The organism is Pseudomonas sp. SED1, assembly GCF_034044025.1.
Taxonomy (GTDB): Bacteria; Pseudomonadota; Gammaproteobacteria; order Pseudomonadales; family Pseudomonadaceae; genus Aquipseudomonas.
Genome location: NZ_JAXCIS010000006.1, coordinates 19581 through 38182, shown reverse-complemented (window position 1 = coordinate 38182; position 18602 = coordinate 19581). Strand labels below are relative to the sequence as shown.

At 60.7% G+C, this 18602-nt stretch carries 18 protein-coding genes; 12 read left to right on the top strand and 6 right to left on the bottom strand.

Annotated elements, in window-relative coordinates; genetic code table 11:
• Both SNL23_RS00840 and SNL23_RS00835 read right to left on the bottom strand, forming a co-directional pair.
• Positions 1-845 (bottom strand): PA4780 family RIO1-like protein kinase (locus SNL23_RS00840; protein WP_318301344.1); only part of this gene is annotated, 845 nt, incomplete at its 3' end.
• A 266-nt stretch (positions 846-1111) separates the two neighbouring features.
• A complete protein-coding gene (locus SNL23_RS00835) occupies positions 1112-2389 on the bottom strand; it encodes an acetyl-CoA C-acetyltransferase (protein WP_318301343.1) in 1278 nt (425 codons plus the stop codon).
• Positions 2390-2503: 114 nt separating this feature from the next.
• On the opposite strand from SNL23_RS00835, the gene SNL23_RS00830 reads away from it, so the two are divergent.
• The 4 genes from SNL23_RS00830 to SNL23_RS00815 all read left to right on the top strand — a co-directional run bounded on the left by SNL23_RS00830 (position 2504) and on the right by SNL23_RS00815 (position 8531).
• Positions 2504-3856: a 3-oxoacyl-ACP reductase gene (locus tag SNL23_RS00830; protein ID WP_318301342.1), complete on the top strand. Its 1353-nt coding sequence runs from the start codon at positions 2504-2506 to the stop codon at positions 3854-3856.
• Between the two features lie 2 nt (positions 3857-3858).
• Positions 3859-4707, top strand: a complete 849-nt coding sequence (locus SNL23_RS00825; RefSeq protein ID WP_318301341.1) for a MaoC family dehydratase — start codon at positions 3859-3861, stop codon at positions 4705-4707.
• A 292-nt stretch (positions 4708-4999) separates the two neighbouring features.
• On the top strand, positions 5000-6670 hold the full coding sequence (locus tag SNL23_RS00820; RefSeq protein ID WP_318301340.1) for a collagen-like triple helix repeat-containing protein: 1671 nt from the start codon (positions 5000-5002) through the stop codon (positions 6668-6670).
• Positions 6671-6845: 175 nt separating this feature from the next.
• Positions 6846-8531: a ShlB/FhaC/HecB family hemolysin secretion/activation protein gene (locus SNL23_RS00815; protein WP_318301339.1), complete on the top strand. Its 1686-nt coding sequence runs from the start codon at positions 6846-6848 to the stop codon at positions 8529-8531.
• A gap of 185 nt (positions 8532-8716) precedes the next feature.
• Here the strand turns inward: SNL23_RS00815 and SNL23_RS00810 are convergent, their stop codons facing one another.
• Complete coding sequence (locus tag SNL23_RS00810) at positions 8717-9124, bottom strand: response regulator (RefSeq protein ID WP_167664888.1); 408 nt, start codon at positions 9122-9124, stop codon at positions 8717-8719.
• 65 nt (positions 9125-9189) lie between these two features.
• On the bottom strand, positions 9190-9381 hold the full coding sequence (locus tag SNL23_RS00805) for a Flp family type IVb pilin (protein ID WP_318301338.1): 192 nt from the start codon (positions 9379-9381) through the stop codon (positions 9190-9192).
• A gap of 316 nt (positions 9382-9697) precedes the next feature.
• Here SNL23_RS00805 and cpaB point away from each other — a divergent pair, with 316 nt between their 5' ends.
• From cpaB to SNL23_RS00765, 8 genes are read left to right on the top strand one after another with little or no spacing between them, the layout of a single operon-like run.
• Positions 9698-10636, top strand: a complete 939-nt coding sequence (gene cpaB / locus SNL23_RS00800) for a Flp pilus assembly protein CpaB (RefSeq protein ID WP_318301337.1) — start codon at positions 9698-9700, stop codon at positions 10634-10636.
• Positions 10637-10656: 20 nt separating this feature from the next.
• Entirely contained in the window at positions 10657-11880 is a 1224-nt protein-coding gene (locus tag SNL23_RS00795; protein ID WP_167664885.1) for a type II and III secretion system protein family protein, read from the top strand.
• Positions 11877-13067: a pilus assembly protein gene (locus tag SNL23_RS00790; protein WP_318301336.1), complete on the top strand. Its 1191-nt coding sequence runs from the start codon at positions 11877-11879 to the stop codon at positions 13065-13067. Before SNL23_RS00795 ends, SNL23_RS00790 begins: the two co-directional genes overlap by 4 nt.
• Entirely contained in the window at positions 13064-14335 is a 1272-nt protein-coding gene (locus SNL23_RS00785; RefSeq protein WP_167664883.1) for a CpaF family protein, read from the top strand. Before SNL23_RS00790 ends, SNL23_RS00785 begins: the two co-directional genes overlap by 4 nt.
• Positions 14336-14346: 11 nt before the next feature.
• Positions 14347-15231, top strand: coding sequence for a type II secretion system F family protein (locus tag SNL23_RS00780; RefSeq protein WP_318301335.1), 885 nt, complete (start codon positions 14347-14349; stop codon positions 15229-15231).
• A gap of 1 nt (position 15232) precedes the next feature.
• The gene (locus tag SNL23_RS00775) at positions 15233-16117 is read left to right on the top strand and encodes a type II secretion system F family protein (protein ID WP_167664881.1); all 885 of its coding nucleotides are present in this window, start codon (positions 15233-15235) and stop codon (positions 16115-16117) included.
• A gap of 11 nt (positions 16118-16128) precedes the next feature.
• Positions 16129-16851 carry a tetratricopeptide repeat protein gene (locus SNL23_RS00770; protein WP_318301334.1) on the top strand — a complete coding sequence of 241 codons (723 nt, stop codon included), beginning with the start codon at positions 16129-16131 and terminating at the stop codon, positions 16849-16851.
• A 20-nt stretch (positions 16852-16871) separates the two neighbouring features.
• On the top strand, positions 16872-17150 hold the full coding sequence (locus SNL23_RS00765) for a DUF3613 domain-containing protein (protein ID WP_318301333.1): 279 nt from the start codon (positions 16872-16874) through the stop codon (positions 17148-17150).
• On the opposite strand, the gene SNL23_RS00760 is transcribed toward SNL23_RS00765, so the two are convergent.
• Positions 17147-17935, bottom strand: coding sequence for a response regulator transcription factor (locus SNL23_RS00760; protein WP_318301332.1), 789 nt, complete (start codon positions 17933-17935; stop codon positions 17147-17149). The genes SNL23_RS00765 and SNL23_RS00760 overlap by 4 nt on opposite strands.
• 113 nt (positions 17936-18048) lie before the next feature.
• Positions 18049-18534, bottom strand: a complete 486-nt coding sequence (locus SNL23_RS00755) for a prepilin peptidase (RefSeq protein ID WP_318301331.1) — start codon at positions 18532-18534, stop codon at positions 18049-18051.
• Between the last annotated feature and the right edge of the window lie 68 nt (positions 18535-18602).

Genomic DNA, 18602 nt, shown 5'->3' with positions numbered 1-18602 from the left:
TCATCGGCCGCACGGATCGCCTGGCGACGCTCTTCATCGAGCCGCGCCGCTTCGATCTCGCGGATAACACCGCCCACGTCAGCCAACTCTTCCGGCTCGTCGAACTCGCCAGTCAAGATGCTGGCCGGGTGCAGAGTGCCGGCTTCATACAGCGCCCACATCTCCTTGGCGTACTTGGTCTTCTTCAACTCCGGGGCAAAGCGCCCGAAATAGGAAGCCATGTTGCCCACATCCCGTTCCAGCATGGTGAATGCGTGGTTGTTGCCCGCCGCATCCACCGCCTGGGGCAGGTCGATGATCACCGGGCCCGTCGGCGTTAGCAGCACGTTGAACTCGGAAAGGTCACCGTGCACCAGGCCGGTACACAACATCAGCACGATCTGGCTAATCAGGAAGGCGTGGTATTCACGGGCCTGGTCCGGCTCCAGCGTCACGTCGTTCAGACGTGGCGCAGCGTCGCCGTATTCATCGGCCACCAGCTCCATCAGCAGCACGCCTTCAAGGAAGTCGTACGGCTTGGGCACGCGAACGCCCGCACCTGCCAGACGGAAAAGCGCCGCTACCTCAGCGTTCTGCCAAGCGTCTTCGGTTTCTTTCTTGCCGAACTTGGAGCCCTTGGCCATGGCCCGGGCCTGACGGCTGTTGCGGACCTTGCGGCCTTCCTGGTATTCGGACGCCTGACGAAAACTTCGTTTATTCGCCTCCTTGTAGACCTTGGCGCAACGTAACTCGTTGCCACAGCGCACCACATAAACAGCTGCTTCTTTACCACTCATGAGTGGGCGCAGCACCTCGTCGACCAGACCGTCCTCGATCAGGGGTTCAATGCGTTTAGGAGTCTTCATCAGCTTTTATTGTGGGTCCTTTATTACCAAACACGCGTATGGCACTCGTTATACGGCAATCCTCTCGCCGCGGGGAGAGGGTACCGACCTTTGACCGCTTAAGAATGCATCCAATATGCCAAATTAATCTGCGATCCCCTGTAGGAGCGAGCTTGCTCGCGAAAAACCCGAGGGCGCCGCGTTGATTCAGGATGCCAGCGTCTTCGTTAACGACCTTCGCGAGCAAGCTCGCTCCTACAGGGGGTGGTTGTTCATCAATAATGTAATTAGCGCTCAATAATCGCGGTGACGCCCTGCCCCCCGGCGGCGCAGATCGAGATCAGGCCCCGGCCCTTGCCAGCCGCGTCCAACAGCTTGGCCAGGTTGGCGACGATACGCCCGCCAGTGGCGGCAAACGGATGGCCAGCGGCCAATGAGCTGCCCTTGACGTTCAAGCGGCTGCGGTCGATGGAGCCCAGCGGTACATCCAGCCCCAGGCGGGTCTTGCAATACTCCGGATCTTCCCAGGCCTTCAGCGTGCACAACACTTGGGCAGCGAAGGCTTCGTGGATCTCGTAGTAATCGAAGTCCTGCAGCGTCAGGCCATTCCTGGCCAGCAAGCGCGGCACGGCGTACACCGGCGCCATCAGCAGGCCTTCGGCACCGTTGACGAAATCCACCGCCGCCGCCTCGCCATCACGCAAATAGGCAAGGATCGGCAAGCCACGCTCCTTGGCCCAGGCTTCACTGCCCAGAAGCACCAACGAGGCGCCGTCGGTCAGCGGCGTCGAATTGCCAGCGGTAAGGGTGCCCTTTTCGCTTCGCTCGAAGGCGGGCTTGAGGCTGGCGAGCTTTTCAAGGGTCAGGTCGGGGCGCAGGTTGTTGTCGCGGGTCAGGCCGAGAAAGGGCGTGAGTAGATCGTTGTGCCAGCCCTCGGCGTAAGACGCGGCCATTTTCTGGTGGCTTTCCAACGCCAGTTGATCCTGCTCGGCGCGGGGAATCTGCCAGGTCTGCGCCATCAATTCGCAATGCTGGCCCATGGACAACCCGGTGCGCGGTTCGCCGTTACGCGGCAACTCCGGCTTGAGGTGATGGGGACGAAGTTGTAACAGGACTTTTAATTTATCCGCCATGGATTTGCTGCGATTGGCTTGCAGCAGGATTTTGCGCAGCCCCTCGTTCACCCCGATGGGCGCATCTGACGTGGTGTCGACGCCGCCAGCAATCCCGCACTCGATCTGCCCCAGCGCGATCTTGTTCGCCACCAGCAACGCGGCTTCCAGCCCCGTGCCACAGGCCTGCTGAATATCGTAGGCCGGGGTCTGCGGCGACAGGCGCGAGCCCAGCACACACTCGCGGGTCAGGTTGAAGTCCCGGGAATGCTTGAGCACCGCCCCGGCGGCCACCTCGCCAATACGCAGGCCGTGCAGGTTGTAGCGTTCGATCAGGCCTTCCAGTGCCGCGGTCAGCATCGCCTGGTTGCTCGCCGTGGCGTAAGGGCCATTGGAACGGGCGAAGGGAATGCGGTTACCGCCAATGATCGCTACACGGCGCAATTGAGTCATGGAAAGCTCCCTGAAGGTTGTGGGTTGAGTCTTTGAGACTAGCCTAGGCTCAATCGAACGACTTTCACCTATTGATGGTCCACCGTTTGAACCCCAGCACTCGGAGAGCGTTCCATGTCTGACCGTTATATCGACTTCGCCAACTCAAGCCTCGGCCATCGCCTGGTCGCTGCCATTGGCCTGCCGTCACCGGTGCGCCTGGAACGCTGGCAGGCCGGACGCCTGCGCCCGGTGGAGGGTGCGCTGCTGATCGGCGGCGGCCCGCTGGCCACAAAAATCCTGCCGTTCGCCAATAAGCTGACCGACGCTATCTATAGCTACGGCACCGAACCGTCGACGGCAACCACCTGGATTCCCGGCCACGGGCCCAAGCTCAAGGCCGTGGTGTTCGATGCCAGCCAACTGCAGCACACCGATCAACTCAAGCAGCTGCGGGAATTCTTTCAGCCGTTGATGAAGAACCTCGATCACAGCGCGCATCTGGTGATCCTCGGCCGCGCTCCGGAAAGCCTCAGCGACCCGTTTGCCGCCAGCGCCCAGCGCGCCCTTGAAGGCTTCAGCCGGTCGTTGGCGAAAGAGCTGCGCAGCGGCGGCGTCCTGCAATTGCTGTATGTGGGCGACGGCGCCGAAGACCAGCTGGAAGGTGCACTGCGGTTCTTCCTCTCACCTAAAAGCGCCTACATCTCCGGCCAAGTGATTCGTTTAAATGCCTGCCCGACCCAGGTCGAGGATTGGACCCGACCACTCGCCGGGCGCAAGGCGCTGGTGACGGGCGCCGCACGCGGCATCGGCGCCTCAATCGCCGAAACCCTGGCCCGTGATGGCGCCGAAGTGATTCTGCTGGACGTGCCACAAGCCAAGGCCGACCTCGACGCACTGGCTGCGCGCCTGGGTGCCCGCAGCGTCGCCCTGGATATCTGCGCCGAAGACGCCGCCACGCAGTTGATCGAACACCTGCCGGACGGCATCGACATTGTGGTGCACAACGCCGGCATCACCCGCGATAAAACCCTGGCCAACATGACCCCGGAATACTGGGACGCGGTGTTGGCGGTCAACCTCAACGCGCCGCAAGTGCTGACCAAGGCACTGCTGGATAACGGCACCCTGCACGACAACGGCCGCGTAGTGCTGCTGGCGTCCATCAGCGGCATCGCCGGCAATCGCGGGCAAACCAATTACGCCGCGAGCAAGGCCGGGCTGATCGGCCTGGCCCAGGCGTGGGCGCCGTTGCTGGGGGAACGCGGGATCAGCATCAATGCCGTGGCCCCAGGGTTCATCGAAACCCAAATGACAGCGCACATTCCCTTCGCCTTGCGTGAGGCCGGGCGCCGTATGAGTTCGCTGGGCCAGGGCGGCTTGCCCCAGGACGTCGCCGAAGCGGTGGCCTGGCTCGGTCAACCGGGTTCGGGCGCGGTCAGCGGGCAAGCGTTGCGAGTGTGTGGGCAAAGTCTATTGGGAGCGTAAGCATGGAGTGGCAAACATTAGGCAGCACCCCGTTTCTGCCGCCGCTGTATTGGCGTGCGGCGCTCAAGCGCAAGATCACCGGCACCACGTTGCCCGAACAAGGGTTGCGCTGCCGGGTCAGCGTCAACCCCAAGGAGGTAGCCGCCTATCGCAAGGTCTGCGGGTTTGCCGAGAGCCCGGTGCTGCCGGCCACTTATCCACACATCCTGGCGTTCGGCCTGCAGATGCAGTTGCTCACCGACAAGGCGTTTCCATTCCCATTGCTGGGGTTGATTCACCTGAGTAACCGGATCCGCATCCTGCGCCCCTTGGGTGGTGTGAGCGACCTGACGGTTGGTGTCTACGCGCAGAACTTGCAACCCCATGCCAAGGGCGCGACTTTCGATATCGTGACCACGGTCGAGGATTCATTAGGGCTGCTGTGGGAAGCCGAAAGCCGGATGCTCTGTCGTGGCGTGAAACTCGATGGCGTTGCGGCGGATAACGCGTTGCAAGCCCCCGCCAGCGTCAGCGAGTTGACCCGATGGAAAGCCCCCGCCGATATCGGACGCCGTTACGCTCGGGTGTCCGGCGACTACAACCCGATTCACTTGAGTGCGATCACCGCCAAGTTGTTTGGCTTCCCCCAGGCAATTGCCCATGGACTATGGACCACGGCACGCACACTGGCCGAACTGGGTGAACACTTACCCGCAGCCAATATTGAGATAGACGTCGAGTTTAAAAAGCCGGTGCGCTTGCCCAGTGAAGTGACCTTATGGGCAAGTGCCGCCGGCTCAAGCGGTGAGTTGCAACTAAAGGGGGCAGGGGACATTGAGCATATGACGGGACGTTGGCGGCCTATCGCCTGATTAATTGTATATATACATCTTAAGTTATAGCGGGCTATCGATAGCCCGCTAAGTTTATTAACCCCATGATTTTAAACCCATCCTGCTTTGCAACCCTCCCGCCTATATACCCTTGGTATTAGTCACTAAGCGGACCCATCCTGCCTGTATATAAATCGTTAATACCAAGTTGAGCATTGCGAGAAGAAGTGCCCGGGTCTGTTATAGCCATAACGGACGAATGTATCGCTGCCCTTAGAAACAGCGAACTTCGATAACAACAAAGGCTGTACCAGGTGCAAGGAACTCAATCATGAAAACTCAAGTCGTGTTGTGGAAAGCAAGTACCGCGCTGGCCCTGATTCTGGCAGTAAGCCTCGGAGGCTGCAGCAGCGGTGGTGGTGGTCATCACAGTAGCGTCGCCGCGTCCTCTCCGGATGCCGGCGCCGGATCAGGTGGTGGCACTGGCGGCGGAACAGATGGAGGCACTGGCGGTGGTACCGGCGGTGGCACTGATGGCGGTACTGGTGGTGGTACAGGTGGCGGCACTGGCGGCGGTACCGGTGGTGGCACAGGTGGCGGCACTGGTGGTGGTACAGGTGGTGGTACAGGTGGTGGTACAGGTGGTGGTACAGGTGGCGGTACCGGTGGTGGTACAGGTGGCGGCACTGGCGGCGGTACAGGTTCGACCACTCCGCTGGTCACCGGCCAGGTAGTGGGCGCTGTTGGCGGTGTCGTCGGCAACGTCGGCACCGCGGTGGGCGACCTGGGTTCAACCCTCACCACTGTCCCCATTGTCGGCACCACTGCTGGCGGGCTCGTCACCGCGACAGGCACTGCCGTCAACAGCATCGGCACCGGCCTGACCGACGGTCTGGGCACACTGGGTACCAATAGCAATTCCCTGGGCATCACTGTTGCCGGCGTCGCCAACGGCGTGGCCGACTTGGGTACCGGCGTTTCCAACACCGGTAAATCCCTGGGCACTACATTGGGTGGCATTCCCGTGGTCGGTGGTTTAACCGGGGGCGTGGGTGGCACAGCAGGCGGCCTGGTCGATAAGGTCGGCCAAACCGTGACCATGCTCGGCGACACCTTGAGCACGGCCAGCACCACCGGACCACTGGGCGGTTTGACCAATACGGTCGGCAAAAGCGTACTGGTACCCGTCGTCTCCCTGGTGGAAAACACCACCGGCAACCTGGGTAATAAAACCGGCCTGGGCAATCCTGTCGGTGGCGTACTGGACAAAGTCGGGGCCACGGTCAAAGGTCTCGGTGGCCAAGTGGCCAGCGCGGGCGGTGCAGGCAACCCTCTCGGGACTATCGTAGGCGGCGCGCTGACCGGTGTTGGCAACACCCTTGATAAGTCGAGTGGCTACGTCAATCCGGCAACCACTACCCCGCAATCGGGTCTGCCTGAACTGGTCGGTGGCCTCGTCGCCAACGTGGGCAACGGCCTGAATATCGGCAACACCAATGGTGCTGTCAGTGCGGCAGGCATCACCGGCGGCGCGGTGGGCAACACCGTCGCGTCCCTCGGCACTCTGATTGGCGGCAACGGTGTAGCCAACACCGGCGCCACCGCTCCAGTCGCTGCTCTGACGACCAATGTCGGCGCCGCACTCAACCCAGTGACGACGGGCGTTGCCGGGCTGACCCAAAACATCGGCACCACTACCGGCATCGGTACACCGGTGAACGGCCTGGTCACCCAAGTCGGCGGCGCAGTCAGCGGCCTGGGCACCAACCTGACGGCAGCCAACGCCAACCCGATCACCAACGCCGTAGGCGGTACGCTGAATGCAGTCGGCAATACGGTCGGCTCGGTGGGTGGCTTGGTCACCGGCGGCACCAGCGGTAGCGGTGGTGGCCTGCTCGGCGGCTTGAATGTAGGTGGTGGCACTCCCGCCGGAGGCACTGCAAACACAAACACCGGTGGTGGCCTGGGCGGCTTGCTCGGCGGGCTGACCGGCAAAAAATAGAATTGCACCTGGCCATTAGACGGCCTCCCCTCCAGCGCCTACGCTTGGTTGAGACGAGAGATTCCAATGAGTCTCTCGTCTTTTTTATTGGCCAGTGAAAGGCCCTCCCGAACCGCGCCCCAGAGCCCGGCGGGAATCCGCGAAACGCTGCTGCAGTTTGACCATGGAGTGTCCTATGCGCGCCTCGACGCCTTTGTTTCTACTCACCCTGATTGCTGCCAGTGTCCACGCCGAGACCCTGCCCAGCTTCCTGAACAGCAACGACACCATTCGCAACCTGCCGGTGCCCAATCTACCCGCCGACGCCTATCGTCCGGTCACGCCGCAGACCCAGTTGCCCGAGCCGGCCGCTACCCAGAATCAGCCACTGTTGATGGACACCAAAGTGACCATCCGCAAGCTGCAAATCGATGGCGGGACGATCTACCCGCTCAAGGATGTGGCCCAGGTTTTCGAGCCGCTGATTGGCCATGAAACCACCGTCTCACAACTGATCGAAGCCACCCGTGGCATCACCCGCCGCTATCAGCAGGACGGCTACCTCTTGTCCTACGCCTACCTGCCTGATCAGCGCTTCGAAAACGGCCTGGTGCACGTGGTACTGGTGGAAGGCTACATCAAGGATTACGACGTGCAGGGCGACATCGGCTCAGTCTCGGCCTACGTCGACAAACTGGCGGCCAAGCTGCTGGGCGAGCGCCCACTGACCCGCAAGACCTTCGAACGCTACACCACGCTGATGGGCCGTATCCCGGGTGTGACGCTGCAGGCGCAAGTACCGCCGCCGGGCACTACCGATGGCGGCACACACATGCAAATCCAGGCCTCACGCAAACCCTTCACCAGCAGCATGAGCATGACCGACGACAGCCGTGGTGGCCTGCAAGCCCTGATCACCGGTACCAGCAATTCCCAGACCTCCATGGGTGAGCAACTGAGCCTCAGCGGCCTGTTCCCGCCGGGCGAAGACAAGGAGCACTACTACCGCCTGGGATACAGCCAGTTCGTCAACGCCGAGGGCACCCAACTGGTGGTGAACGCCGAACGTTACCGCGCCGACCCGCGCAGTAACGTGCAACTGGACGGCGGTTTTGAACTCAAGCCACACCAGGAAATCGACCGCTACTCCGTTGGCCTCAGCCATCCGCTGATCGCCTCCCCCACCGAGTCGCTGACCTTGGGCACGCGGCTCTATGCCGTGGACCAAACCACCCGCTATCAACTGGTGGGTTTCCCTCAACGTTTCGACCTGGAAACCAACCTGCGCGCCCTGGCTTTTGAAGGCGACTGGCGCAAGTCCGACACGCGCCAACTGCGCATCCTCAGCGCCGGCCTGTACCAGGGCATCGACGGCCTGGGCGCCAAGACTCGCAGCGACTTCGAAGGCATAAAACCCGACATCGACTTCTTCCGCCTGCGCCTCTCGGGCGTGCAGAGCGACAAGTTCTTCGATAACTGGCAAGGGGTCGCCTCGGCGGCCGTTTACTGGAGCAACGACACCCTGCCCGACAGCGAACGCGCGACGTTCGGCGGGCAGAATTTCGGGCGTGGCTACCCGGATGACCAGGGCTCAGGCGACAAGGGTTGGGGCGTGGCATATGAGGTCAACTACAGCTTCAACCGCAGCGGCGAATGGGTAAAAATCCTGCAGCCGTATGTGGTACTGGATAAGGCCAAGACCTGGTTCAACGAGTTGCCGGTCAAGGCCAACAACATGTCATCGGCAGCGGTGGGCCTGCGTTTCGGTGACAACAAGTACTACAACATCGCGCTGGAAGCGGCCAAGCCAATGTCGGACATTGCCCTAGACAGCTTCAATCGCCGGCCGCGGTACACGCTGAGTTTCAGCTACCAACTCTGACCCCTGCTGCCAACTCCGCCCTCTACTGTAGGAGCGAGCTTGCTGGCGAAGAATGTCCAGACAACGCGGGAAACCAGACTGCCCGCGTTATCGTTGACGTTTTTCGCGAGCAAGCCCGCTCCCACACAAGCCCGTTCCCACACAAGCCCACTCCCACTCAAGCTCGCTCACACACAAGCTCGCTGCTACATCAGTCTGATTTTGGGGATGGGGAAAAGGTTGTTGAGGGTGTCGATCAAGCGCACCAGGTAGATCGGCTTGCGAAACAGGTCCAGTACCTGCAAACGCAGCATATCGCTGACATCATCCATCTCGGCATGGCCAGACATGACGATCACCGGCAGGTGCTGGCGAGCGGTGTGTTCGCGCAGGCGCTTGATCAAGGAAATACCGCTTTCCTCGGGCATGCGCAGGTCGGTGATGACGAGGGCGATATCGGGGTGCAGGGTCAGCTCTTGCAAAGCGAAGGTAACCGAGGTGGCGGTAAAACAGACAAAGCCCTCATTCTCCAGCGACTCAGCCAGTTCAATGAGGGCGTCCTCTTCGTCATCCACCAAAAGGATTTGTTGCCGGGGAGACAAAGAGGAGTTCATGGGGAGATGCCTGATGCGCAATAGATCATTCAGCGGAACCTGCACATGCTACGCGAGCACCAGAGTCAAGTATGAATGGCGGCCTGTATCGCAGTAAAAATGCCCGTTACCGCGGTCCGGATGGGGGTAATAAAAGCAGCCAGCGCCACCGCAACCATCGCCGCTACCAGAGCATACTCGATACCCGACGCGCCCTCTTTCGAATAGAAAAAAACCTGGACTTTGATGAAACCCATGCGAATAAGATCAAGGAACATAATGACTTCTCCTTTGCGCCAACGGCGCTGGTATCGCGGCATCACAAAAATGATTTCGGTGTGCCACTAGAGCATTGTCAACAAACCCCATACCAACAACTGTAAGAACTGATTAATCACAAAGTATTAGTCGGCAGGCTGACGCCAAAAATCCAGCTTTTTTCAGCGCTTATGGAGATATTTTTCGCCCGGTAATGGCATTTCGTCCTAGCTGAACTACCTTCAAATAGCGAAATAGTTAGAAGTTTGAAGCGATCCGAATTCGCAGGCATTGGTAGGAAAGAGCAGTGGATGCAGCAGGAAAAGGAGAGCCTTCATGAACAGTCGGATTAGCTTGATACTCGCCGGGCTGCTTTTGGTAGGCGCACTGATTGCAGGCTACTGGGGCCTGGTACTCAGCCGCCCTGTCCCTGTCGCACCGCCCGTGCCCCCATCACCTGAAGTGGCGCAACCCGTAGCCGAAGACCAGACACGCCAACCCGTGGTGGTGCTGGCCCATGACGTTGCGCCTTTTGTTGAGCTCACCGCCGCCGACCTGACCCTGGAAAGACTGCGCACCGTGCCCGCCGGCAGCCTGACCAGCCTCGACCAGGCCGTGGGCAAGGTCCCTTGGCGGCCGCTGTCGGCCGGTACCTGGCTGACAGAGGAAAGCTTCAATTCCGGCGGCACTCTGGCGCGGATGATCCGCCCCAACGAACGCGCCCTTGCCGTCGCCGTGGATGAAGTGATCGGCGCCAGCGGGCAACTCTCTCCGGGGGACTATGTGGACGTCCTGCTCTTCCTGCGCCAGGAAGCCAGCAACCCGCAGCAGTCCGCACAAATCGTGGTACCCGCCTTGCGCCTGTTGGGTGTGGGCGACCAATTGGGGCTGACCAACGATGGCAAGCCCGGCTCCGTACCACCGACCACCCCAGATGAAAAACTCAAGGCCCAGCAAAGTCGTGCCAGCGCACGTACGGTCCTCCTCGCCGTACCGGAGCAACTGATGAGCCGGCTGATGCTCGCCGCCCAATCCGGCGTGTTGCGCCTGGCCGTACGCAGTGCCGACGAACAACTGTTGAGCCAATACTGGGCCGGTGAAACGGAGTCCGCGATCAACCTGGAAAACACCCAGCGCGATCTCTATCAGTTCAACCAACTATCCTTCAGCCAGGCGCCCCTCAACAGCTTCGGTCCAGCCACTGCCAATGGCGCTCCAAAACGTTCGGGGGTCGAGGTGATACGCGGCAACCAGGTGACTCAACAAACGCCCTGAAAGCGCTAAGGATGCCTTGAATGAGCAGTCGTTCCGTGTGGTTTTTTTCGCGAGTATTCTGGGGCCTCCTCACCTTGAGCCTGCCTGTCGAACTGGCACTGGCAGCGTCCGGCAACTGCACAGCCCTGGGCCAACTGCCGGCGGTACTGGAGGTCGGCGAAGGTGCTCAACAGGCTATCCAATCGCCGGTTCCGATTACGCGACTGGCCATTGGCGATCCGAAAGTGGCCGATGTGCAGGTCAATGGCAATCAGGCGTTCCTGCTCACCGGTATCGCCTCAGGCACCACCAGCCTGATGGTCTGGACGGCCTGCTCCAGCAGCCCGCGCCAGAGCATGGTGTTCGTTCAAGGCAAGGCCACGTCGGCCCTGACCAGCCTGGCCCTGTCGCCGTCCGATGACCCTACGCTGCCCAGCCAGGTGCAAACCGACATTCGCTTTGTGGAAGTGAGCCGCACCAAACTCAAGGAGGCCAGTACCTCGATCTTTGGTCGGGGCGGCAACTTTCTGTTTGGCGCTCCAAACAATGTCGCCAACGCGGCGGCCACAGGATTTCGCGGGCTGCCGGTGAACAACGACACCTTCAACATCGGCTTCGGCGGCGGCCGTGTTTCAGCCATGATCAACGCCCTGGAAAGCAGCGGTTTTGCCTACACCCTGGCCCGCCCAAGCCTGGTGGCGCTCAGTGGGCAAAGTGCGACCTTCCTCGCCGGTGGTGAAGTCCCGATCCCGGTGCCCAGCAGCGGCAGCAACACCATCTCCATCGAATACAAGGAGTTCGGCATTCGCCTGACCCTGACCCCGACCGTCATCGACCATGGGCGAATTTCCCTGAAGGTCGCGCCAGAGGTCAGTGAGCTGGACTACAGCAACGCAGTCACCATCCAGGGTATCTCGGTGCCTGCGCTGACGGTCCGGCGCACTGATACCAGCATCTCCCTGGCCGACGGCGAAAGCTTCGTGATCAGCGGCCTGATCAGCACCAATAACACCTCAAGCGTCAGCAAATTTCCCGGCCTGGGCGACATCCCGATCCTCGGTGCATTTTTTCGCGACTCCAACGTCAGCCGCCAGGAAAAAGAGCTGCTGATGATCGTCACTCCGCACTTGGTACAGCCGCTGGCCGCCAATGCCAAGCTGCCCTCCTTGCCGGGGGAAAAACTGCGCAATTACGACCCGAACTGGTACCGCCTGTACTTCCTCGAAAATGGCAATTTCGACCGCCGCAGTGGACTGTCCGAATGAGCGAAAGCCTGAGCCAGACCTTTTTGGCCATTACCCGCAACACCACGGATCTGGAATGGCTCCAGGGGGCTCTTGCGCCCTTGGGACAAGTGGTCAGCGCCGGGGCGGGCAGCCTCGACGAACTGTTGGCACTGGTGGACGTGACGTTCGCCAACCTGGTGTTTATTGGCCTGGACCGTGAACACGTGACCACCCAGTGCGCCCTGATCGAAGGTGCTCTGGAAGCCAAGCCAATGTTAGCCATCGTGGCCTTGGGCGACGGTATGGACAACCAGCTTGTGCTGAACGCGATGCGCGCCGGTGCGCGGGATTTTGTTGCCTACGGCTCACGTTCCAGTGAAGTTGCCGGCCTGGTTCGCCGCCTGAGCAAACGCTTGCCGGCCGTCACCCCGAATGCCCACTTGGGCGGGCTGACAGTACTCTATGGCACCCAAGGCAATGCCGACGGCGCGCTGATCGCCAGCCACCTCGCGCTGGTGGTGCAAAAAAGCGGGCAGCAGACGTTGCTGCTCGACCTGGGCCTGCCACTCGCTGACAGCCTGGCACTGCTGGGTCTGGAAAGTTCTTTTCATTTCGGCGACGCCCTGCGCCACTTGCGGCGCCTGGACGCCACCCTGATCAACAGCGCCTTCACCTCAGCCGAAGGCGGTCTGCGCATTCTTGCCTACCACAATAACGATGAGCCGCTGGACCGTACCAGTGCGGCCGAGCTGTATATGTTGCTCAGCGCCCTGCGCCAGCACTTCCAGCACATCGTGGTGAACCTGACCGGCCAACCCGACAGCGAAGCCTTGCGCACCTTTGTCAGCCATTGCGACAAACTGCTCTGGTGTACCGACCAAAGCGTGCCGGACTGCCGCCGTAACCTGGCGATACTCAACCTTTGGCGAGAAAAAGGCATGAAACTGGACCACGCCCGCCTGCTGGTCGACCGCTACCTCAAAGGCGCCGCCCCCGATTCGGAAGCCCTGAGCAAAAGCTTCGGGCTGGAAGTGATCGCCGTGTTGCCCTGGAGCCCGGAAGTTCGCCTGAGTGCCAAAAACCAGGCCCAGACCCTGTTCTCCCTGGCCCCGCGGGAAAGCCTGACGCAAGCCTTACGTGCCTTGGGTGAGCGCCTGGCAAAACGCTCCGAAGGCCTGGAAAAACCCTCCACCAACTGGCTTAACCGCCTTCTGGGGACCAAATGAACGGTGAGAAGCTGTTTGGTATTCCCCCGCGCGGCAGCGCCGGCAACACCGATCACGACGGCCTGAAACTGGTGCTGCATCGCTACATCATCGATGCCATCGAAGAGTCGGGAAAAAACCTGTTGGAGGGCACACGCCAGTCCCTGGCGCAGTTCGTGATGGACAAGGTGGCCGAATACATCACGCGCATGCACCTGGCAATTTCCCGCTACGAGATGGAACGCCTGGCCGAAGAGATCGTCGACGAACTGACCGGTTTCGGCCCGCTGGAAGTGCTGCTGCGGGACCCGACAGTCACCGAGATCCTGGTCAACGGCCCGCACCGGGTGTTCGTCGAGCGCGATGGCCTGCTGCAACAAAGTGATTTGCGCTTCATTGATGACCACCATGTTGAGCGGGTCATGCAGCGAATCCTCGCGCCCCTGGGACGCCGGCTGGATGAGTCGTCGCCGATGGTCGATGCGCGCCTGCCCGATGGCAGCCGGGTCAATGCGATCATCCCGCCGATTGCCCTGGACGGGCCCTGCCTGTCGATTCGAAAGTTTCGCAAGGACATGCTTAAAAGCAGCGACCTGGTGGCCATGCAAACCATCGACCAGGCCATTTTCGACTTCTTCCAGGACGCCGTCGGCAAGCGCTGCAACATCCTGATCAGCGGCGGTACCGGCACCGGTAAAACCACACTCCTAAACATTCTCAGCCAACTGATCAACCCTCGCGAGCGCCTGGTCACCATCGAGGACGTGGCCGAACTGCAACTGGGCCATCCTCACGTTGTGCGCCTGGAAACCCGCCCGCCCAACGCCGAGGGGCATGGTGAGGTGAAGGCCAGCGACTTGATTCGCAACGCCCTGCGGATGCGGCCCGACCGGATCATCCTCGGCGAGATTCGGGGTGTGGAAGTCATTGATGTACTGACCGCCATGAACACCGGCCACGACGGCTCGATGAGTACCGTGCACGCCAACAACGCCCAGGACGCCTTGCTGCGTCTGGAAACCCTGGTGGGCCTGACCGGTCGGGTGGTGGCGGAAAAAACCCTGCGGCAAATGATCTGCGCAGCCCTGGATGTGGTGATCCAACTGACGCGCCTGCCCGATGGCCGCCGCTGTGTCAGTGAAGTGGTGGAAGTGGTGGGCATACGCGAGGACGTGTACGTCACCAACACCCTGTTTCGCCACGACAAGCGCACCGGCTTCGGCTTCCTGCGGGAAGCGGTCAACCCAGCCGGTGACAAGTTGCGCCACGAAGGTCACCTGCCGGTGTAGGAGGCAACCCAATGATCGGTCCGATTCTGCTCGCCCTGCTGGCCGTGGCCCTTCTGGTGCTGGGGATAGGCCTGATGCGCAACGGTTTGCGCAAAGCCCAGACCGACCGGGTGTTGGAACGTCTGGCCGAAGGGCAACCCCAGGTCATGAAAGACAACTCGGTGGTCACCAGCCTGGAACGCACCTTTATCCGTGCAGGCCTTGGCAGGCCGACCGAACGTTTGGGCCTGTGGCTGACGCTTTGGGCCTTCGGCGCCCTGCTGGGGGGGCTCTTGGGAGAGTGGATAGGCCTGCTTGTGATGGTGGTGGCACCGCCCTTGGCCCTGCGCCTGTACATCGCCATACGCTACCAGCACCGGCTGCGCCGAATGATCGAGCAACTGCCGCAGTTGCTCGACCACGCAGTGCGCAGCCTCAAATCCGGACGCACCCTGGCGGACGCGATCCTGAGCGGCATCGATGCCAGTGACGACCCGTTGAAAAAATCCATGGGCCGCATCAAGCGCAATGTGCAACTGGGTGTCAGCCTGCCAGAGGCCGCTCAAGACTATGCCGAGTTTTATGAGCAGGATGAGCTGCGCCTGTTTGCCCTGGGCCTCAAGGTCAACCACCGCTACGGTGGCAACGCCAGTGACCTGCTGGAGAACCTGATCAAGATGATTCGCGAGCGCGACCAGGGCGCACGGCAGTTACGCGCCATGACGGGGGAAACCCGGGTGACCGCACTTGTGCTCGCGGTGCTGCCGGTGAGTGTTGCAGGCTACTTCCTGATCATTAATCCAACGTACCTGATGGCCATGTGGGAGGACCACAGCGGCCAACGCTTGATGCTCGGTGCGTTCGCCTTGCAAGTCATCGGCTGCGTGGCGCTGTGGCGCATGTTGCGGAGTATCTGAGATGGCGATAGTGATCAGTGCCGTATTGTTTCTTGCCGCGTTATTGCTACTGCTGGCCAACATCTTGAGCGGTCGTCGCCAACAACGCCTGGTTACCCAACGACTTCAAGGCGAGCCAAGCCGTAACGACAAAATGAGTGAGTGGTTCCACCAGTTGGGCAGCACCCGGATCGGTCAGCGCACCGTCAGCCTCGATAACGAAACGCAAACCCTGCTCAACCGCATGGGCTGGAGAAAGGCCAGCCAGCGTTCGATGTTCGCCGCCTGCCAGATCGCTTCGCCGATACTTCTGATGGGCCTGACCGCGCTGGCACTGGAGCTGTTTTTTCCCGACACCGAGCATGAGTGGGTGATCGCCCTGCTGGGCCTGATCATCGGTTACCTGCTGCCCAAGCGAATCCTGGTTTCATTCGCCAAAAAGCGCCAGGAGAAAATCGCCCGGGAAGTAGCGACCTTCATACCCCTGGTGCGCATTCTGTTTGAGTCAGGCATGGCCGTAGAGCAAGCACTTCGGGTCATGGCCTACGACGCGCAGAAGCTGTTGCCGGTGCTGACCGCCGAACTGCGCCTGGTGCTGGCGCGCGTCGATTCCGGGCTGGAATTGGGTGAGGAATTGAACAAGGCCAGCCAGGTATTGGCCGTCGATGAACTGACCGATACGTGCTTGATCCTCCAGCAGCTGCTTCACCAGGGTGGAGGCGCGATGAAGTCGCTGCAGTCGCTCAAGCAACTGCTGGATGACCGGCGCCTGACCCGCTTGCAGGAATACATTTCCAAGATGTCCGCCAAGATGTCCGTCGTGATGATGCTGTTCCTGTTTCCCGCGTTACTGATCGTATTGGCCGGCCCTGGTTTTATTGCCATCGCCAAAGCCTTCGTGCCTTGAGAGGACATGCAATGAAGACAGTGATGATCGCCTGCAGCCTGTTGTTGTTGGGCGGTTGCGCCAGTAACGGGCAACTGCCGTGGGCGGGTTTCAGCGCGCAGGGCAGTTGTGCCAAGCCCAACTCCAATCAGGAGTTGTCGCTGAACCTGGCCGACGATATGGCCAACGAGGGCAAGCTCCACGCCAGCCTGGCCAACCTGCAAAACCTGCCGGACAACCTGCCCCAGGTGCGCCAGCGCCAGGCCAAGGTGTACCGCCTGCTGGGCCGCAGCGAGGCCGAACCGTTGTACCGCAGCCTGCTCGGTACCTGCATGGCCGCCGAAGGCGAGCACGGCCTCGGCCAGTTGGCAGCCGCGAGAGGGGACAACGGCCAAGCCATGGCGTATTTGCAACGGGCGGCCAGGATGTCGCCTACAGACGAGAAAATCCGCAACGACCTGGGCGTGGTGTACCTCAATCAACGACGCCTGGAAGACGCGCGCTTTGAATTCCTCACGGCCATGGAGCTCAAGCAGAGTGATCAACTGGCGGCGATCAATCTGGTGACGCTGATGATCTACCAGGACAACTGGGAACAAGCCGCACAAGTGGCCAGCCGCATGGGTCTGAGCCCGGAACAAGTGACGCAAGCCCAGGCCCGGGCGCAGCAACTCAAGGCACCTGCATCAACGACGACACTGCCAAAAGATCAGGTCGCGACCGTAAGCGACGCGCTGCAAGCGCCGGTCAAATAGGTTTGAAGGGAGTACACAGGATGAAACTCACACTGCTCGCCACTCTGCTGTTCGCCAGCCTGCCGCTGACGGCGCAGGCCATTGAGCCAGGGCCTTCCTCGCCACAGCAAAAACAGACCGAAGGCTGGCTGCAAATGCAGGTCAGCGGCGAACGGGCATCCTCCAACCCACAAAAGGCCACGCCCGCTGAACGCGACCTGGTCATGCAACGCCTGCTGGAGAGTTACAAACACCCTATCCCTGAGTATTACGACCAGAAACAGGGCGGCAACACCCCAGGCGGCGGCAGCAGTAACTAGTGGGCAGTTACGCGCTGGCGTGCCGGTGAGTTATTCGGCGATAGCGCCAGCGCCAACTGGGTGCGGTTGTGCATATGGGTCAGGCGCAGCACCTGGGACACGTAGAGTTTCACGGTGTTTTCGGTGATGCCCAGTTTACAGGCAATCTGATAGTTGGTCTGGCCCTTGCCTACCAACCTTGCGACGTCCAGCTGGCGCGGGGACAACTGATTGAAGATCGCCGGTATTTCAACGCGGTCAGTCTCACTGACCTCGCCCTCGGCATCATTCGACAGGGGCGATTGCGGGCTGCTGCGCACCTTGTCGAGGTCATGATAAAGATCGTCGATGGACGCCGAGAGAAACTGCAGCTTCTGGTTAAGATGCCCCAGGTCGAGGTTTTTCTGGCGGTCTTGCAGCGCCACGACCTGGCGTTGCAACCCTTCTAGCAGTTCGCCCAAATTGATCGGCTTCTGGTAGTAATCGGCAATTCCGGCGCGCAGGGCCTTGATGACGTCCTGCTTGTCGGCACGCCCGGTCAACATGATGGCTTCAAACACCCGCTGCTTGCCGGCCAGGCGTTGCAGCGCCTGGACCAGTTCGATGCCATCCATCTCTGGCATGTGCAGATCACACAGCACCAGGCCGATCTCGGTATCGTCACGGAAACGCTCGATAGCCTGCTGGCTGGAGTTGCAAGGGACGCAACGGTAACCGTTGCTTTCAAGAAATTCGCAAAGCTCTTCCACGATCAGGGGCTGATCATCGACAACGAGCACTTTCACTTCAGAGGTAAGCTTGTTCACGCGCTACTCCATGCCTGGGCAAGCCAAAGACCGACCGATCCATTCCGACCACTTTCCTATACAACCTACCCATAAACGTAGACGTACTTTCCTACTATGTACATAGCGATAGCCTACGTGGCGACTAATGGGATCCAAAGCCAGGCCAGGCAGAACCCGACCAATAAAAACGGCACGAACGGCTGTCTGGCCGAGCGTTCCGGATGCAGGTATTGCAAGGTGTTCTTAAGCCCTTGATTCATCAGCGGCCACAGTCTGGGGGCCAGCAGCAGCCAAGCCGCGCTGGCGAGGCCAGCGCCGATAAAAGTGCCCAGTACGTAGAGGTGGTTGGTCGCCAGCCCCAATGCCGCGATCAACTTCACGTCACCGGCACCCAGGCGGCCCAGTGCGTAACCGGGCAGGGTAAACAACAATGCCAGGGCAAATGCCCCACCGCCCTCGGCGGCAGGCGCGCCGAGCCAGGTGGTACCGTTCCAGAGCAGGTAAACCAGCGCCAGCAGGCAAGCGCCGAGGGTCAAGCGGTTGGAGATCTGACGTAGACGGATATCTTGCACAGCGCACAGCGCCAGCCAAACGAATAGGACGAGGCTTTGAATCACGTAAAAAAAATCCCTTTTTGCTGAATGATTCTATGCTGATATCAGGTAGTAGTAGTCAGGGTAGACGA

Bases quoted from the DNA above. Each gene is read 5' to 3' on its own strand.
- SNL23_RS00835 (WP_318301343.1), bottom strand. From the start codon at position 2,389: ATGACTCAATTGCGCCGTGTAGCGATCATTGGCGGTAACCGCATTCCC.
- SNL23_RS00830 (WP_318301342.1), top strand. From the start codon at position 2,504: ATGTCTGACCGTTATATCGACTTCGCCAACTCAAGCCTCGGCCATCGC.
- SNL23_RS00825 (WP_318301341.1), top strand. From the start codon at position 3,859: ATGGAGTGGCAAACATTAGGCAGCACCCCGTTTCTGCCGCCGCTGTAT.
- SNL23_RS00820 (WP_318301340.1), top strand. From the start codon at position 5,000: ATGAAAACTCAAGTCGTGTTGTGGAAAGCAAGTACCGCGCTGGCCCTG.
- SNL23_RS00815 (WP_318301339.1), top strand. From the start codon at position 6,846: ATGCGCGCCTCGACGCCTTTGTTTCTACTCACCCTGATTGCTGCCAGT.
- SNL23_RS00810 (WP_167664888.1), bottom strand. From the start codon at position 9,124: ATGAACTCCTCTTTGTCTCCCCGGCAACAAATCCTTTTGGTGGATGAC.
- SNL23_RS00805 (WP_318301338.1), bottom strand. From the start codon at position 9,381: ATGTTCCTTGATCTTATTCGCATGGGTTTCATCAAAGTCCAGGTTTTT.
- cpaB (WP_318301337.1), top strand. From the start codon at position 9,698: ATGAACAGTCGGATTAGCTTGATACTCGCCGGGCTGCTTTTGGTAGGC.
- SNL23_RS00795 (WP_167664885.1), top strand. From the start codon at position 10,657: ATGAGCAGTCGTTCCGTGTGGTTTTTTTCGCGAGTATTCTGGGGCCTC.
- SNL23_RS00790 (WP_318301336.1), top strand. From the start codon at position 11,877: ATGAGCGAAAGCCTGAGCCAGACCTTTTTGGCCATTACCCGCAACACC.
- SNL23_RS00785 (WP_167664883.1), top strand. From the start codon at position 13,064: ATGAACGGTGAGAAGCTGTTTGGTATTCCCCCGCGCGGCAGCGCCGGC.
- SNL23_RS00780 (WP_318301335.1), top strand. From the start codon at position 14,347: ATGATCGGTCCGATTCTGCTCGCCCTGCTGGCCGTGGCCCTTCTGGTG.
- SNL23_RS00775 (WP_167664881.1), top strand. From the start codon at position 15,233: ATGGCGATAGTGATCAGTGCCGTATTGTTTCTTGCCGCGTTATTGCTA.
- SNL23_RS00770 (WP_318301334.1), top strand. From the start codon at position 16,129: ATGAAGACAGTGATGATCGCCTGCAGCCTGTTGTTGTTGGGCGGTTGC.
- SNL23_RS00765 (WP_318301333.1), top strand. From the start codon at position 16,872: ATGAAACTCACACTGCTCGCCACTCTGCTGTTCGCCAGCCTGCCGCTG.